This is a genomic window from Actinomadura latina NBRC 106108, from assembly GCF_001552195.1.
Lineage (GTDB): Bacteria > Actinomycetota > Actinomycetes > Streptosporangiales > Streptosporangiaceae > Spirillospora > Spirillospora latina.
The window spans coordinates 25,650-41,228 of sequence record NZ_BCQS01000025.1 but is presented as its reverse complement, the minus strand read 5'-3'; the positions used below and the strand labels follow the sequence as shown (position 1 = coordinate 41,228).

Sequence of the window (15,579 nt, the reverse complement as noted above, 5' to 3'; positions counted from 1 at the left end):
CGACGTAGTCGGCCAGGTGCTCGCCGGTGAGGGTGGAGCGGGCGGCGACCAGGTCGGCGGGCGTGCCCTCGAAGACGATCCGGCCGCCGTCGTGACCGGCGCCGGGGCCCAGGTCGATGATCCAGTCGGCGTGCGCCATGACGGCCTGGTGGTGCTCGATGACGATGACCGACTTGCCTGAGTCCACGAGCCGGTCGAGCAGGCCCAGCAGCTGCTCGACGTCGGCGAGGTGCAGGCCGGTGGTGGGCTCGTCCAGGACGTAGACGCCGCCCTTGTCGCCCATCTGGGTGGCCAGCTTCAGGCGCTGCCGCTCGCCGCCCGACAGGGTGGTGAGCGGCTGGCCGAGCCGCAGGTAGCCGAGCCCGACGTCGGCCATCCGCTGCAGGATCTTGTGGGCGGCCGGGATCCGGGCCTCGCCGGAGCCGAAGAACGCCTCGGCCTCGGTCACCGGCATCGCGAGGACCTCGCTGATGTCGCGGCCGCCGAAGTGGTGCTCCAGCACCGCCGCCTGGAACCGCTTGCCGTCGCACTCCTCGCAGGTGGTGGCGACGCCCGCCATCATCGCCAGGTCCATGTAGACGACGCCGGCGCCCTTGCAGTTCGGGCAGGCGCCCTCGGAGTTGGCGCTGAACAGGGCGGGCTTCACCCCGTTGGCCTTGGCGAAGGCCTTGCGGATCGGGTCGAGCAGCCCGGTGTAGGTGGCCGGGTTGCTGCGGCGCGACCCCTTGATGGGGGCCTGGTCGACGGTGACGATCCCGTCCCGTCCCGCCACCGACCCGCCGATCAGCGAGCTCTTGCCGGAACCGGCGACGCCGGTGACGACGACGAGCACGCCGAGGGGGATGTCGACGTCGACGTCCTGCAGGTTGTGGGTGCTCGCGCCGCGCACCTCCAGGGCCCCGGACGGTGCCCGCACCGACGGCTTGAGGGAGGCGCGGTCGTCCAGGTGCCGCCCGGTGAGGGTGTCGCTGGCGCGCAGGCCCTCGACGGTCCCCTCGAACACCACCTCGCCGCCCCCGGTGCCGGCGTGCGGGCCGAGGTCGACGACGTGGTCGGCGATCGCGATCGCCTCCGGCTTGTGCTCGACGACCAGGACGGTGTTGCCCTTGTCGCGCAGCTCCCGCAGCATGCCGTTCATCCGCTGGATGTCGTGCGGGTGCAGCCCGATCGTCGGCTCGTCGAAGACGTAGGTGACGTCGGTGAGCGACGACCCGAGGTGGCGGATCATCTTGGTGCGCTGCGCCTCGCCGCCCGACAGCGTCCCGGACGGCCGTTCCAGGCTGAGGTAGCCGAGCCCGATCTCGACGAACGAGTCCAGGGTGTGCTGCAGCGTCGCCAGCAGCGGCGCGGTGGACGGCTCGTCCAGTTCCCGCACCCACGCGGCGAGGTCGCTGATCTGCATCGCGCAGGCGTCGGCGATGCTGATCCCGTTGATCTTGGAGGAGCGGGCCGCCTCGGTGAGGCGGGTGCCGCCGCAGTCGGGGCAGGCGGTGAAGGTGATCGCCCGGTCCACGAACGCGCGGATGTGCGGCTGCATCGCCTCCCGGTCCTTGGCCAGGAACGACTTGCGGATCCGCGGGATCAGCCCCTCGTAGGTCACGTTGATGCCGTCGACCTTGATCTTGGTGGCTTCCTTGTGGAGCAGGTCGTGCAGCTCGGTGCCGGTGTACTCGCGGATCGGCTTGTCGGGGTCGAGGAATCCCGAGCCCATGAAGATCCGGCCGTACCAGCCGTCCATGCTGTAGCCGGGGATGGTGAGGGCGCCCTCGCGCAGCGACCTGGCGTCGTCGTACAGCGCGGTCAGGTCGAAGTCGGTGACCGAGCCGCGTCCCTCGCAGCGCGGGCACATGCCGCCGGTGATGCTGAAGGTGCGCTTCTCCTTCACCTGCTTGCCGCCGCGCTCCACGGTGACCGCGCCCGCGCCGCTGATCGAGGCGACGTTGAACGAGAACGCCTTGGCCGGCCCGATGTAGGGCTTCCCGAGCCGGCTGAACAGGATGCGCAGCATCGCGTTGGCGTCGGTGGCGGTGCCCACGGTGGAGCGGGGGTCGGCGCCCATCCGCTGCTGGTCGACGATGATCGCGGTCGTCAGCCCTTCGAGGACGTCGACCTCGGGCCGCGCCAGCGTCGGCATGAAGCCCTGCACGAACGTGCTGTAGGTCTCGTTGATCAGCCGCTGCGACTCCGCGGCGATCGTGTTGAACACCAGCGAGCTCTTGCCCGAGCCGGAGACGCCGGTGAACACCGTCAGCCGCCGTTTCGGGATCTCGATGCTGACGTCCTTGAGGTTGTTCTCACGCGCCCCGTGCACCCGGATCAGGTCGTGGCTGTCGGCGGCGTGCGGCGCAGGCGGCTGCGCGCCGGTCCCCGTGGCCATGCTCATCATGTCTCCATCTGTTTCGCGGTCTGCGTCGACGTCGCCTGGCTCTCACCAGTCCCGCCCCGTACCCATGGCTTTCCTGCACTTCGTCCGTCAGGGCCCGCGTCACCTCTCGGCGGCGCCCCGCGCCCCCGCCGGACGGCGGCCCGCTCCCGGCTCCCGCGGCAGGACGCCGGGGAGGTGCCGCGGCGCGGGACGGCGTCCTCGGCGGACACGCTAGTCATCGCAGGCCGGCCGGCGCTTCTCGATTCCTGACCGGCCGGCTCGCCTGCTTGGCGACGCAGGACGGCATTCCGGCCGTCGCGCCGGCCACCTGGCGGCGGTAGGCGCCGGGCGGCATGCCGACCAGTTCGGCGAAGCGGGTGCTGAAGGTTCCCAGCGACGCGCAGCCGACCGCGAAGCACACCTCGGTGACGGTGAGGTCGCCGCGCCGCAGCAGCGCCATCGCCCGTTCGATGCGCCGGGTCATCAGGTAGCCGTAGGGGGATTCACCGTAGGCGCGGCGGAACTGGCGGCTGAGGTGCCCGGCCGACATGTGCACTCCGCGGGCCAGCGCCTCGACGTCGAGCGGCTGGGCGTACTCGCGGTCGATGCGGTCCCGGACCCGGCGCAGCCGGGCGAGGTCGCGCAGGTGCTGCGCCTCGTCAGATCTGCTGCTCATCTCAGAAATCGTGCCACACCACTACGACAAAGAGACCGGGTGGAGCGGCGGGCCCGTGACCACCGCGGCCCGGAACCACACGGCGGCAGGACGCCTTCCGCGGGCCTGGCCGCATGGCAGGGGGAGGGGCGGCGGCGGAGAGTGAGGAGCGTCCGAGCCCGAACCCCACCTGGGAGCGCCATGAACGCGGACATGGTGATCAGCGTCCTGTTCTTGATCATTCTGGCGGTGAGCGCGGCCGCCGCGCTGCACGGACGGTTACGGCGGGGCGCGCCGCTGGGGCTCGGAATGCGCGGCGGGGCGGGCCGCGAGCTGGCGGCCGGGCTGGCGATCGGGTCGGCCGGGCTGGCGATCGGGTCGGCCGGCATGGCCGCGACCGTGGCCGCCGTCGTGGCGCTGACCCCCACCGGCGTCCACGACGTGCGGTTCGACGCCGCGAAGCTGGCCTACGCCACCGCCGTCCTGGCCGCGGCGGCGGTGGGCGAGGAGGTCGTGTACCGGGCGCTCATGCTGGGCGGCCTGGCGCGGCTGACCCGCCGCCCGGCCGTGGCGCTGCTGGGCGCGGGCGCGGTGTTCGGGCTCGTCCACATCACCGGAAGCCCGGACGCCACCGCCGTCTCGGTCCTGAGCAACGCGCTCGGCGGGGTCAATTCGCCTGGAACTTCGCGCAGGGCCCGGTGGCCGGTTTCCCGATCAGTGACGAGACGTCCTTCAGCGGGGCGCTGCTGCGCCCGGTCACCGAGGGCGCGGACTGGCTGACCGGCGGCGCGTACGGCCCGGAGGGCAGCGTGCTGTCGCTAGTCTTGCGCGTCGCGATCATCGCCATGACGCTGGCGGTGACCGCCCGCCGGCCCTCCGCCGTCCCCGCGCGGACGGCCCCGGACCCGGCGGACACCTGAGCCGCCGCCCCGGGAACGTGTACTACTGGGCAGTGCCACTGTGCTTGGCCCCGCCACTGCGCGACACGGGAGACGCCGACGTATGAGAACGCCACCATCGCCGCCTGGTGCGGAGCGGCCCGGCGGCCCGGCCGTCCGGATCGGCGCTCTGGTCCCGCTGACCCGGCCCGGCTGGGTCGATGCGGGCCGGCACCTGCTCGCCGGACTGGAACTGGCCGCCGGCGAGGTCAACGACGCCGGCGGGATCGCCGGCAGACCGCTCGAACTGGTGGTCCGCGACACCGCGGCCGATCCCCGGCGGGCCACGGCGGCCGTGGACGAACTGGCCGGCCTGGGCGTGGCCGCCCTGGCGGGGGAGTACCACAGCGTCGTCGCCCGCGCCGCGGCCGCCAGGGCCGACGCCCTCGGCCTGCCGTTCCTGTGTTCGTCGGCCGTCCTGGACGCGCTCACCGAACGGCCGGCGGAAGGTGTCGCGCGCCTGGCCCCGGCGCAGTCGCACGGCTGGCGGATCTACGCCGATTTCCTGCTCGGCGCGGGGCACCGCCGGATCGCCGCGGCGACCCAGCCGAGCGCGTACTGGGCGTCGGGGGCCCGCATCCTGCGCGAGCACCTCGCGGCAGGCGGCGGCGCCCTCACCGAGCTCGACATGGGCGCGCTCGACCCCGCGGCCGTGTGCGAGGAACTCGCCGGCGGGCGCGCGACGGCCCTCCTGCTTCTGGTCGGCCACCCGGAGCCCGCCGTGCCGATCGTCGAGTCCGTCCGCCGCGACCGGCGCCTCGCCGACGTCGTGATCGGTGCTCCGGCCGGGCAGCCGGAGTTCGCCGGATGGGCGGCGGCACTGGGCGGCGACGGCGCCGGGGTGCCCTTCCTGCGCTACCTGCCGGAACGTCTCGGCCCGCTCGGCGCACGGGTGGAGAGGGCTCTGCGCGAGCGGCTGGGGCAGGCGCCCTCGTTCGTCGCCTTCGAGGGCTACGACACGGTCGCCGTCCTCGCCGAGGTGCTGCGGTCTCACGGCCCGGACCGGGCGCGCACCGCCGGATCGTGGCCGCGCGTCGAGGTCGAGGGCACCCGCGGCACGATCCGGTTCTCCCGCACGCCGGGCGTCAGCGTCTGGCAATGGGCTTGGGCGCCCGTCCAGGTCGTCGACCGGGATCCGGCGGAACCCGGTCGCTTCCGGATCCTGCACTCCGGCTGAGAGGCGCGCCGACCCGCCCGCGTCCTCAGTGCGGGCGGGAAGGGCCGGGCCGCTGGACCCGGCGGCCCTCGGCGGGCGGGGCGTGGTCACGGCTTGTCGAAGGTCTTCTTCGCCCAGAGATAGGAGAGGACGCCGATGCCGGCGCACCAGGCGGTGGCGGCGGCGCCGCTGCCGCCGATCGGGGTGCCGAGGAGGAGCCCGCGGACGGTTTCCATGATCGGGGTGAAGGGCTGGTATTCGGCGAACCAGCGCAGGGCGGTGGGCATGGAGTCGGTGGGGACGAAGCCGCTGCCGAGGAAGGGCAGCAGGATCAGGGGCATGGGCGCGTTGCTGGCGGCCTCGGGGGTCGGGGATTTCAGGCCGAGGGCGACCGCGAGCCAGGTGACGGCCACGGCGAACAGGGTGAGCAGCCCGGCGGCGGCCAGCCATTCGAGCGCGGTGGCGTTAGGGCGGAACCCGATCGCCAGGGCGATGGCGATGAGGACGGCCATGCCGAGGAGCTGTTGGACGACGCTGCCGACGACGTGGCCGGTGAGGACGGAGGCGCGGGAGATCCGTATGGTGCGGAAGCGGGCGATGATGCCTTCGGTCATGTCGGTGGCGACCATGACGGCGGTTCCGGTGGCGGCGGTGGCGGCCGCCATGAGCAGGATGCCGGGGACGATGTAGTCGACGTAGGTCTGGCGGCCGCCGCCGAGGCCGGTGCCGAGGGTGCCGCCGAAGACGTAGACGAACAGCAGCAGCAGGATGACGGGCGTGACGATCAGCTGCACGGTCATCGACGGGTAGCGGAGAAGGCGCTTGAGCTGGCGCCGGACCATGGTGGCGGAGTCGCGCGCGGCGAGGGTGAGGGTGCTCATCGGGTGGTCTCCTTCTGCCGGCCGGTGAGGGTGAGGAAGACGTCGTCGAGGTCGGGGGTGTGGACGCTCATCTCGGCGATGTCGATCGAGCGTTCGTCCAGGAGGGTGAGCAGTTCGCGGATCGCGCGGACGCTGCCGTCCCCGGGCACCTGCAGGGTGAGCGCGTCAGGGTCGGCGGTCCCCGTGCCGAGGGCGCGGCGGGCGGCGTCGAGCAGGTGCGCGCCGGCGAAGGTGAGCTGGATGTGGCCGCCGGGGATGCGCCGCTTGAGCTCGTCGGCGGTGCCCTCGGCGATCAGCCGGCCGTGGTCGAGCAGGGCGATGCGGTCGGCGAGCTCGTCGGCCTCCTCCAGGTACTGGGTGGTGAGGAAGACGGTGACGCCGCCCGCGACGAGTTCGCGGACGATGTCCCACATGGTGCGGCGGCTGCGCGGGTCCAGGCCGGCGGTGGGCTCGTCCAGGAAGATCAGGCGGGGGTCGCCGACCAGGGTCATCGCCAGGTCGAGCCGCCGCCGCATGCCGCCGGAGTAGGCGCTCGCCGGCTTGCGCGCCGCGTCGGCCAGGTCGAAGCGGTCGAGCAGCTCGGCGGCCCTGCGCCTGCCGTCCCGGCGGGACAGGTGCCTGAGGTCGGCCATGAGGAGCAGGTTCTCCTCGCCGGTGAGCAGCTTGTCGACGGCCGAGTACTGGCCGGTGACGCCGATCGCGCCGCGCACGTCGTCCGGCCTGGTGGCCAGGTCGTGGCCGGCGACCCGGACGGTGCCGCCGCCGGCCGGTATCAGGGTGGACAGGATCTGCACGGTGGTGGTCTTGCCGGCGCCGTTCGGGCCGAGCAGGGAGAAGACCGTCCCTTCGGGGACGGCCAGGTCGACGCCGTCGAGCACGACCTTGTCGCCGTCCTTGCCGGGGTAGGACTTGCGCAGCCCCTCGGCTGCGATGGCCAGGGTCGTCATGGCGGGCTCCTTCAGAGGTTTCTGATACTGGAAAAGCTACGTTGCGTTCATAGATTCATCAACACGGTCGTTGCATAATGCCTACGTAAACGCACGTCATAGCGTCAAAAGTGTTGCAACAGCGATGCGGATAATGCAACGAGACAGCACTCGAAGCGTTGCAATGAATGAGAAGTGAACGCTATGGTGGGGGTATCAGGGAGCGCGAAGGAGAACGGAATGCCAGGGGGCAGGCTCACCCAGCAGGAACGGCGGCAGATCGCCTCGGGGCTGGCCGACGGCCTCGCCTACGCGGAGATCGCCAGGCGGCTCGGCCGTCCGACCTCGACGGTCACGCGCGAGGTGATGCGCAACGGCGGGCCCACCGGGTACCGCGCCGACCTGGCCCACCGCGCCACCGAGCGGCGCGCCCGCCGCCGGGCGCCCGCCGCGTCCCGGGGGAGCGCCTCGGCGCCCCTGCCGTACGGGCGCGACGCCGAGGCCGTCCGCGAGTACGAGGAGGCGTTCGCCACCGTCATGATGCGGTCGGGCCTGCCCAAGATGATGGCGCGGGTGCTGGTCTGCCTCTACACCACCGACTCCGGCAGCCTCACCGCGTCCGAGCTCGTCCAGCGGCTCCAGGTCAGCCCGGCGTCCATCTCCAAGGCGATCGCCTCGCTGGAGGGGCACACCCTGGTCCGCCGGGAACGCGACGAACGCCGGCGCGAGCGCTACAGCGTCGACAACGACCTCTACTACCAGTCGATGATGGCCAGCGCCCGCGACATCGCCGACCAGGTCGAGGTCGCGCGGCAGGGGGTGGGCGTGCTCGGTCCCGGCACCCCGGCCGCGGTCCGCCTCGAGAACATCGCCCGCTACCTCGACTACGTCGGGGAACGCTTCGCCCGCGCCGCCGAGCAGGCCCGCGACGTCCTCTACGCGCCGCCCGGAGCCGCCTCGGACGGCGCCGCCGAGCCGGGCTCCGATCGCGGATAGACGCCCGTCCCGGCGGCCACGGCCGACCGGGCGGGGCGCCGGTTGATAATCTCAACGTTGAGATGATCCGGGGAGGGGCGATGGCGGACGCGGTGGACGCGATCCTGGCGCAGTGGGCGCGGGAGCGTCCGGACGTGGACGTGTCCGCGATGGGCGTCGTCGGGCGGATCACGCGGGCGCAGCTGCTGCTGGGCAGGGAGCTGAAGGGCTTCTTCGCCGCGCACGGCCTGGAGAGCTGGGAGTTCGACGTCCTGGCGACGCTGCGCCGGCACGGCGCGCCCTACGAGCTGACGGCGGGCGCGCTGCTGAAGGCGGCGATGGTGACGTCGGGCGCGATCACCAACCGGATCGACCGGATGGAGGCCAAGGGCCTGGTCGAGCGGGTCCGGGACGGCGGCGACCGCAGGTCGGTGCGGATCCGGCTGACGCCGCGCGGCCTGGAGACCGTGGACGAGCTGGTCGCCCTGCACGCCGCCAACGAGGACCGGCTGCTGGCCGCGCTGGGCCCGGCCGGGCGCGAGCGGCTGGCCGGGGCGCTGCGCACGCTGCTGGAGTCCCTCGGCGACACCTCCCTCGGCTAGACCGGCTCGGCCGGCTGGGCCGGGAAGTCCCGGACGGCGCGGGTGACGCGGCCGGCGATGGCTGCCAGGTGCCCGGCGAGTTCGGGCGGGTCCAGCAGCGTGTAGTCGACGGGCAGCAGCGCGACGCGGTGGGCGAGGAACCGCAGTGAGTCCGAGCGGGTGTGCAGCAGGCAGGTGCGGTCGCCGGCCGGTTCCAGGACGCCGTGCCAGGCGGTGATCCGCCCGGCGGCCTCGGCGATGGGGACGTGCAGCAGCAGCCGCGCCCGGATGGCCCCGGATCCGCCGGCCAGGGCGTCCATCGTCCAGGAGACGGGGTCGGCGCCGCCGGGCAGCGCGCGTTCGGGGCCGCGGACGCCGGTGCGGTGCGGGCCGGTGATGCGGTCGGCGCGGAAGGTGCGCCAGGCGGCGCGGTCCTCGTCGTGGGCGAGCAGGTACCAGCGGCGGCCGGCGGCGACGAGCCGGTGCGGCTGCGCCAGCCGCCGGGTCTCGCCGCCGCCGGCGGCGGTGTAGGTGAAGCGGACGTGCTCGCGGGTGACGCAGGCGCCGGCCAGCAGCGCCAGGACGCCGGGGTCGGCGGCGGGCGGGCCGGCGTCCTGCGGCGGCAGCGACACGGCGGCCTCGGTGAGCGCGGCGACACGGGGCCGCAGCCGGTGGGGGAGGACCTGCTCCAGTTTGGCCAGGGCGCGCAGCGAGGCGTCCTCGACGCCGTTGACCGCGCCCGCGGCGGCGGTGCGCAGGCCGATGGCGATGGCGGTGGCCTCGTCGTCGTCCAGCAGCAGGGGCGGCATCGCGGTGCCGGCGGTGAGCCGGTAGCCGCCGGCGCCGCCGCGGGTGGCGTGCACGGGGTAGCCGAGCTCGCGGAGCCGGTCGATGTCGCGGCGGACGGTGCGGGCGGTGACGCCGAGCCGCTCGGCGAGCTCGCCGCCCGGCCACTCGCGGGGCGTCTGCAGCAGGGACAGCAGGCGGAGCAGCCGCCCGGACGGGTCGCGCATGCCCTCCATCCTGCCCGCCCATTAGGACGTTGGGTGACCTATCGGCGGTCTAGCGTCGGTGCCGAGGGCCGGAGAGACCGGGCTTCGCGAACGGAGGAACCATGCTGCGCGGATTCGCCACCATCAGCCTGTGGGCCGACGACCTGGAGGCCGCCAAGGACTGGTACGCCGGGCTGCTGGGCGTCCCGCCCTACTTCAGTGTCCCCGGACCGGACGGCCGCGCCGGCTACTACGAGTTCCGGGTCGGCGACTACGAGCACGAGCTGGGCCTGATCGACGCGCGGTTCCGCCCCGGCGGCCCGGCCGCCGCCCCGGGCGGCGCGATCATGTACTGGCACGTCGACGATCTGGAGGCGGCGGTGGAGCGGCTGCTGGCGATGGGCGCCCGCGAGCACGAGAGGATCACCGAGCGGGGCGAGGGGACGGGGTTCGCGACCGCGTCGGTGACCGACCCGTTCGGCAACGTCCTCGGCGTGATGTCCAACCCGCACTACCTGGAGATCCTGGCCAAGGCCGCACCGGCGGCCTAGCCGCGCCGCCCGGCTGTGAGGTGCGTCTCTTCCCGGCCGGGGACGTCACGTCCGCGGAGGTCACGGCCGTCATGTGTGCATGGAGACTTTCGTGGTCCGGCCGCGCGACACGACCTGCCACGCCCTCCTGTACGCCGCGCACGACGCGTTCCGCCGGGACCTGGACCGGCTCGCGGCGGCGGTGGCGGCGGGCAAGGGCGGGGCCGCGCACGTGCGCGCCGGCTGGGACAACCTCAAGGACCAGCTGCGCATGCACCACGACCTGGAGGACCGGCTGCTGTGGCCGCGCGTGGAGCGCGCGGTCGCGGGACGCCCGGCGGACCTGGCCGTGCTGGCGGAGATGCGCGCCGAGCACTCCGGCATCGGCGCGCCGGTCACCGGTGTCGACGCGGCCCTGGCGGGCGGCGGCGACGGCGTGGCGGCCGTGCGGGCGCTGCGGGAGGCGCTGGAGGCGCATCTGCGGCACGAGGAGGCGACGGCGCTGCCGCTGGCCGAGTCGGTGCTGCGGGCCGGGCAGTGGCGGTCGCTGGCCGCCGACGCCGAGGGCCGCTGCGCGGCGGACGCGCCGCTGTACGTCCCGTGGGTCGTGGACGCCATCGCGCCCGTGGACCGCAGCCGGTTCCTGGCGGCGCTGCCCCGGCCGGTGCGCGAGCGCAACCGGGTGATGTGGGAGCCCCTCTACCGCAAGCGCCGCCTGTGGAGCACCTGACCGGGCGTCACCAGGGGACGGCGCGGACCCGGACGTGGTCGTCGCCCGGGTCGTAGTACGACAGCAGCAGCGCGTCGCGGGTGGACAGCTCGGGGTGGCCGATGAGGGCGCGGCACTGGTCGAGCCCGGTCCCGCCGGTGCAGCCGACGGTGCCGCCCCCGGCCGGGCGCCACGGCCCTTCGGGGGCGGGGGCGCGCCAGAGCCGGTACCGGCCGTCCAGGCCGCGCTGCTCGATCATGACCAGGCCCCTGCCGAGGCGCGTGAAGTCGGCGACGTGCACGGCGTAGGGCGCGGCGCCTGGGACGACGCTCGCCGCGGCGGACGCGTCGGGCGCCCATCCGGTGGCCGTCCGGTACTCGTAGGCGGCCGGGTCGCGCCAGGCGGCGGGGTCGGCGCGGACGCGGGCCAGGGTGACGCGGCCGCCGTCGCAGGCGCCGAACCCGTGGGCGTCGCAGCCGGCGGCGAACAGGTACAGGTGCCCGCGGGCGAAGACGGGCGAGCCGAGGTTCTGCTGGAACGGCAGCCCGCCGGGCGCGGTGAAGGGGGTCGCGCGGCCGGTGAGGGCCCCCCGGCCGGGCCGGTACTCGATCAGGCCGAAGCCCTGGGTGCTGATGGCGGCGGCGGTGACGCACACGTCGGTGTAGGTGATCAGCAGTGCGCCCGTGCCGGGCGGGCGGGCGGCGCCCGACACCCAGGAGGCGCTGTAGGCGGTGCCGGGGACGTGGCAGGGCCGCCCGCCGGGCAGGACGAGGCCGGGCGGCGTGCCCAGCAGCCCCTGCGGCGGCCGCGCCGCCCCGCGATCCGGCCCGCGAGCCGGCTGGGGCGCGGTTCCGGAGGGGGTGGGGAGTTCGGTGAGGGCGGCGGGGACGCGGCCGGGGACGGCGGGCCCGGTCGCGGCGGTGGCGCCGAGCCACAGCCCGGGGCGGGCGCCCTTCCACACCGAGTCGCAGAACAGCCACAGGCTGCGGCCGGGCCGTCCGGGCAGCGGCGCGCTGTAGCCGCAGTCGCGGTCGATGGCGTTGCCGGGCGCGGCGGTCTCGTAGCGGGACAGGACGCGGGCGGGCGGCGCCGCTCCCGGCGCCCCTCCCGGCGGCGGGGCCGGGGTGCCGCCGCCGGCGGCCGCGAGGACCGCGGCCAGCACGCCCGCCGCCGCGATGGCGGCGGTCGCGGGACGGGGACGGCTGCGGGGACGGCTGCGGGTCAGCGGGACTCCCGGGAGGGCGGCGTCGGGACCTCACAGCGTGGCCCCTGACCCGTCCGCGATCAAATCCCGCGGCCGGCCGATCCGGGGGCGGCCGCTCAGAAGCGGGCGGTGAGCAGGGCCAGGACGGCGACGCCCGCGGTGAGCCAGGCGGCGTAGTCGCCGATGTGGCCCGAGTGCAGCGCATGCAGGCGGGCCGCGACCGCGCCGGCGGCGCGGCCCAGGGCGCGGGCGCCGCCGGCCGGGGCCGCGGAGCGCGGACGGGCCGCGGCGGGACGGCGGACGCCCGCGGCGGCGACCGCCGCGGCCAGCAGCAGCGTGACGGCGGATCCGGCGAGGCCGGCCGCGGTCCACGGGTCGGCGGGCGGCGCGTGCGGGTACGTGACCTGCCCGTCCAGGACGAGTCCGGCGTAGGCGTCCCGGCTCGCGAACAGGTGCGCGGCACCCGAGACGAGCCCGCCTGGCATCAGCCCCGCCGCCACTCCGGCCGCCAGCAGCACCGCGCCCGGCAGGATCATCGTCCAGGGGACGGACCGGAGCCCGCCGGGCGTCTCGGGATCCTCGTGCCCGCTGTCCCCGCCGGGCCCCCCGGCGTCCTGCTCGGTGGGGGTCGCGCGCCACACGGTGAGCCAGACCCGCAGGACGGCCCCGGCGGTGAGCGCGGACGCGGCGGCCGACAGCGGCGGGTACCACCACCAGCCCAGTTCCAGGACGGCGTGCTCGGTGACCGCGTGCCCGGCGAACAGCCCGGACGGCGGCAGCCCCGCCAGGCACAGCGCCCCCACCAGGAACGTGGCGCCGGTGACGGGCAGGCCGCGGCCCCGTCCGCGCAGCTCCCGCGCGTCGACGGTCTCGTGCCGGTTCAGCAGCACCCCGGCGGCCAGGAACAGCGCGCCCTTCACCCCGGCGTGCCCGGCCAGGTAGTAGGCGGTGCCGCCGAGCGCGCCGGGGGTGCCGGCGGCGACGCCGACCAGCAGCAGCCCGACGTGGCTGATGGTGGAGTAGGCCAGCAGCCGCTTGATGTGGTGCTGCAGCAGGCACATGACGGCGCCGAGCAGCGCGGCGGCGGCGCCGAGGACGGCGACGGCGCGCAGCGGGACGAGCCCGGCGAACATCGCCCAGTACGTCCGCGCCACCCCGTACACGCCGAGTTCGACCATGATGCCGGAGAACAGCACGCACACGGGGGTGGGGGCGACGGCGTGGGCGTCGGCGAGCCAGAAGTGGAAGGGGACGGCGGCGGCCTTGACCAGGTAGCCGGTGCAGATCAGCACGAACGCCGCGGTGATGGGGGCGCCGCCGTGGCGGGTCCCGGCGCCGGGGACGGCGAGGTGGCGCCCGATCGCGGCGAGGCCCAGCTGCCCGGTGCGGCCGTAGACCAGGGCGATCCCGGCGAGGGACAGATAGGCGCCGATCGACTGGACGATCCCGAAGTTCAGGGCGCCGTGGACGGTGGCGGGCTCCTCGGCGCGGTACCCGGTCAGCGTGAACGCCACGACGCTCATCAGCTCGAAGAACACGAACGCGTCGAACAGGTCCCCGGTGTACACGAACGCGCACATCGACGCCAGGAACAGCAGGATCAGCGCGTGGAAGATCGCCTGGATCTCGGTGAAGTACCGCCAGGAGAACACCAGCGCGGCCAGGGTGAGGGCGGCGGCGACGCAGGCGAGGCCGGCGGCGAGGGGGTCGGCGGCCAGCGGGATCCCGACGCCGGTGCCGGGCCCCCACCCGCCGAGCCAGGTGACCTGGGGGTCGCGGCCGGAGCGGGCGAGGGTGAGCGCGGTGAGCACGGTGACGGCGGCGGCCGCCAGCAGCGCGGCGGCGTCCACGGCCGGCCGCGGCAGCCACCGCCCGGCGGCGGCCAGCAGCGCGGCGACCAGGACCGGCAGCGCGACGGTGGCCTGCAGGATCACGATTCGAGCGAGCGCAGCGCGCCGGGGTCCAGGGTGCCGCGCCGCTTGGCGACCTGCACGGCCAGGGCGAGCAGCAGCGCGGTGACGGTGGCGCCGACGACGATGTCGGTGAGGGTCATGGCCTGCACGACGGGGTCGGTGACGGGGCCCGCGGCGGGCGGCGGCGGCCGGTCGGAGAACACCGGCGCGGTGGCGCCGTAGCGGTGGCCGATGGCCAGCAGCAGCACGTAGGTGCCGGACTGGGTGACCGACAGGCACACCACGGCGTGGATGAGGTCGCGGCTGGTGACGATCCCGTAGATGCCGGCGAGCATGATCCAGCCGGCGGCCAGGTAGGGGAGCGGGCTCACGGGGACTCCTTCGACCGGCCGGTGCCGCGGACGAGGAGCGCCTGGTCGAAGAACTTGCCGGTGAGCAGGACCAGGGCGCAGCCGACCTCGGCGCCGACGGCGGTGTTGAGGGCGGGGACGCGGCCGGCGGCGGCCTGCCCGGCGGCGGCCAGGGCCAGCAGCACGAACGCGGCGGCGGCGACGGCCTCGGCGGACTCCAGCAGCGGGATGGGCCGCAGCCGCTCCAGCGCGGGGTAGTCGCCGGCGAGGTAGAGCAGGTGGACGGCGGTGCCGAGGACGACGCCGCCCTGGAATCCGCCGCCGGGGGACTGGTGGCCGTGCGCGACGATGTAGACGCCGGCGAGCAGGGTGAGGGGCAGCAGCAGGTACCCGATGATCCGCAGCGCGTCCGACACCTCGGCGGGGCCGTGCCGGTGGGCGCCGCCGTCGTCCTCGCGCTCGCGTCCGACGGCGCGCAGCAGCACGACGGCGCCGAGCGCGGCCGACAGCAGGATGAGCTCCTCGCCGAGGGTGTCGAAGGCGCGCTGGTCGAAGGTGACCGACGCGACGGCGTTGGGAGTGCCCTGCTCGACGGCCCGGTGGACGGCGCGGTCGGCGTAGGGGTGCAGGGCGCTCCCGAAGCCGGGCAGGCCGAGGGTCCCGGCGGTGAACAGCGCGGCGGTGCCGGCGGCGCCGGCGGCGAACAGCAGCGTGCGCGCGGACGCCCTCACCGCCGCGCCTCCCGCTCCCCGCCGCCGTCCCCGCCCCCGCCGGTGTCGCGGTGGCGGCGGGTGGCGTGCAGGGCCAGCACGACGATGAGCGGCAGCAGGACGGTGCCGACGGCGATCTGCGACATGGCGACGTCGGGGGCCTGCAGGATGAGGAACAGCAGGCCCAGGACCATCCCGTAGCCCGACAGCACGATCGCCTGCCGGACGGTGCCGCGGGTCAGCACGACCGCGGTGGCCATGAGCGCTGCCATGGCCAGGGCGGTGACGATCAGCGCGTCGGCGAGCGGCCCGGACAGCGCGCTCAGGGACAGCGCCCGCAATGACAGGGCGTCCGGGGCCAGGGAGCCCAAGGGGGAAGGGGTCACGGCGGGTTCACTCCGATCCGCCGGCGGCGCGTGCGACGGCCTGCCCCGCGGTGACCACGGCCGGCGGGCCGGTCGCGGTGAGCAGCACGGCGATCACGGCGAGCTTGGCGACGTCGTGCCACGACGACCAGGGCCGCAGCGCCACCCCGGCGATCAGCAGCGGCGCGGCCAGCGCCGTGACGGGCGCGACGGCGTGCAGGCGGGCGGCGGCGCCGCGGGTGAAGGGCAGCCGCAGCCCGGCGGCGACCGCGACGGCCGCACCGGCCCACGTCAGCGCGTCGGCGAGCAGGTCAAGGCTCATCGGGAAT

General features: G+C 75.0%; 17 protein-coding genes. 6 read left to right on the top strand and 11 right to left on the bottom strand.

Going from position 1 to position 15,579, the window contains the following annotated elements; genetic code table 11:
• The coding region (locus AL2_RS27015; RefSeq protein ID WP_067638362.1) for an ATP-binding cassette domain-containing protein at positions 1–2,383 on the bottom strand (2,383 nt) is incomplete at its 3' end.
• 217 nt (positions 2,384–2,600) lie between these two features.
• Entirely contained in the window at positions 2,601–3,041 is a 441-nt protein-coding gene (locus AL2_RS27010; protein ID WP_067638360.1) for a helix-turn-helix transcriptional regulator, read from the bottom strand.
• Positions 3,042–3,221: 180 nt separating this feature from the next.
• Here AL2_RS27010 and AL2_RS27005 point away from each other — a divergent pair, with 180 nt between their 5' ends.
• A complete protein-coding gene (locus AL2_RS27005; protein ID WP_067638359.1) occupies positions 3,222–3,800 on the top strand; it encodes a CPBP family intramembrane glutamic endopeptidase in 579 nt (192 codons plus the stop codon).
• A gap of 222 nt (positions 3,801–4,022) precedes the next feature.
• Positions 4,023–5,135 carry an ABC transporter substrate-binding protein gene (locus AL2_RS27000; protein ID WP_067638357.1) on the top strand — a complete coding sequence of 371 codons (1,113 nt, stop codon included), beginning with the start codon at positions 4,023–4,025 and terminating at the stop codon, positions 5,133–5,135.
• An 86-nt stretch (positions 5,136–5,221) separates the two neighbouring features.
• On the opposite strand, the gene AL2_RS26995 is transcribed toward AL2_RS27000, so the two are convergent.
• Together AL2_RS26995 and AL2_RS26990 are read right to left on the bottom strand one after the other, a co-directional pair.
• Positions 5,222–5,995 carry an ABC transporter permease gene (locus AL2_RS26995; RefSeq protein ID WP_067638355.1) on the bottom strand — a complete coding sequence of 258 codons (774 nt, stop codon included), beginning with the start codon at positions 5,993–5,995 and terminating at the stop codon, positions 5,222–5,224.
• The gene (locus AL2_RS26990) at positions 5,992–6,942 is read right to left on the bottom strand and encodes an ATP-binding cassette domain-containing protein (RefSeq protein ID WP_067638353.1); all 951 of its coding nucleotides are present in this window, start codon (positions 6,940–6,942) and stop codon (positions 5,992–5,994) included. Before AL2_RS26990 ends, AL2_RS26995 begins: the two co-directional genes overlap by 4 nt.
• A 219-nt stretch (positions 6,943–7,161) precedes the next feature.
• Here AL2_RS26990 and AL2_RS26985 point away from each other — a divergent pair, with 219 nt between their 5' ends.
• Positions 7,162–7,917, top strand: coding sequence for a helix-turn-helix domain-containing protein (locus AL2_RS26985; RefSeq protein ID WP_067638351.1), 756 nt, complete (start codon positions 7,162–7,164; stop codon positions 7,915–7,917).
• 80 nt (positions 7,918–7,997) lie between these two features.
• The gene (locus tag AL2_RS26980; protein WP_067638348.1) at positions 7,998–8,498 is read left to right on the top strand and encodes a MarR family winged helix-turn-helix transcriptional regulator; all 501 of its coding nucleotides are present in this window, start codon (positions 7,998–8,000) and stop codon (positions 8,496–8,498) included.
• Here the strand turns inward: AL2_RS26980 and AL2_RS26975 are convergent.
• A complete protein-coding gene (locus AL2_RS26975) occupies positions 8,495–9,490 on the bottom strand; it encodes a helix-turn-helix transcriptional regulator (protein ID WP_067638346.1) in 996 nt (331 codons plus the stop codon). The genes AL2_RS26980 and AL2_RS26975 overlap by 4 nt on opposite strands.
• A gap of 101 nt (positions 9,491–9,591) precedes the next feature.
• Here AL2_RS26975 and AL2_RS26970 point away from each other — a divergent pair, with 101 nt between their 5' ends.
• Positions 9,592–10,020, top strand: coding sequence for a VOC family protein (locus AL2_RS26970; RefSeq protein WP_067638344.1), 429 nt, complete (start codon positions 9,592–9,594; stop codon positions 10,018–10,020).
• Positions 10,021–10,099: 79 nt separating this feature from the next.
• Entirely contained in the window at positions 10,100–10,729 is a 630-nt protein-coding gene (locus AL2_RS26965) for a hemerythrin domain-containing protein (RefSeq protein ID WP_067638342.1), read from the top strand.
• A 7-nt stretch (positions 10,730–10,736) separates the two neighbouring features.
• On the opposite strand, the gene AL2_RS26960 is transcribed toward AL2_RS26965, so the two are convergent.
• The 6 genes from AL2_RS26960 to AL2_RS26935 all read right to left on the bottom strand — a co-directional run bounded on the left by AL2_RS26960 (position 10,737) and on the right by AL2_RS26935 (position 15,572).
• Positions 10,737–11,870, bottom strand: a complete 1,134-nt coding sequence (locus AL2_RS26960; RefSeq protein ID WP_067638341.1) for a glycoside hydrolase family 183 protein — start codon at positions 11,868–11,870, stop codon at positions 10,737–10,739.
• Between the two features lie 158 nt (positions 11,871–12,028).
• Complete coding sequence (locus AL2_RS26955; protein ID WP_218003713.1) at positions 12,029–13,846, bottom strand: complex I subunit 5 family protein; 1,818 nt, start codon at positions 13,844–13,846, stop codon at positions 12,029–12,031.
• Entirely contained in the window at positions 13,843–14,196 is a 354-nt protein-coding gene (locus AL2_RS26950) for a sodium:proton antiporter (protein ID WP_067638339.1), read from the bottom strand. The genes AL2_RS26955 and AL2_RS26950 overlap by 4 nt, the downstream gene beginning before the upstream one ends.
• Positions 14,193–14,906: an MnhB domain-containing protein gene (locus AL2_RS26945; protein ID WP_067638338.1), complete on the bottom strand. Its 714-nt coding sequence runs from the start codon at positions 14,904–14,906 to the stop codon at positions 14,193–14,195. The genes AL2_RS26950 and AL2_RS26945 overlap by 4 nt, the downstream gene beginning before the upstream one ends.
• Entirely contained in the window at positions 14,903–15,271 is a 369-nt protein-coding gene (locus AL2_RS26940) for a Na(+)/H(+) antiporter subunit B (RefSeq protein ID WP_245666969.1), read from the bottom strand. Before AL2_RS26940 ends, AL2_RS26945 begins: the two co-directional genes overlap by 4 nt.
• Positions 15,272–15,278: 7 nt before the next feature.
• Entirely contained in the window at positions 15,279–15,572 is a 294-nt protein-coding gene (locus tag AL2_RS26935; RefSeq protein WP_067638336.1) for a monovalent cation/H(+) antiporter subunit G, read from the bottom strand.
• Between the last annotated feature and the right edge of the window lie 7 nt (positions 15,573–15,579).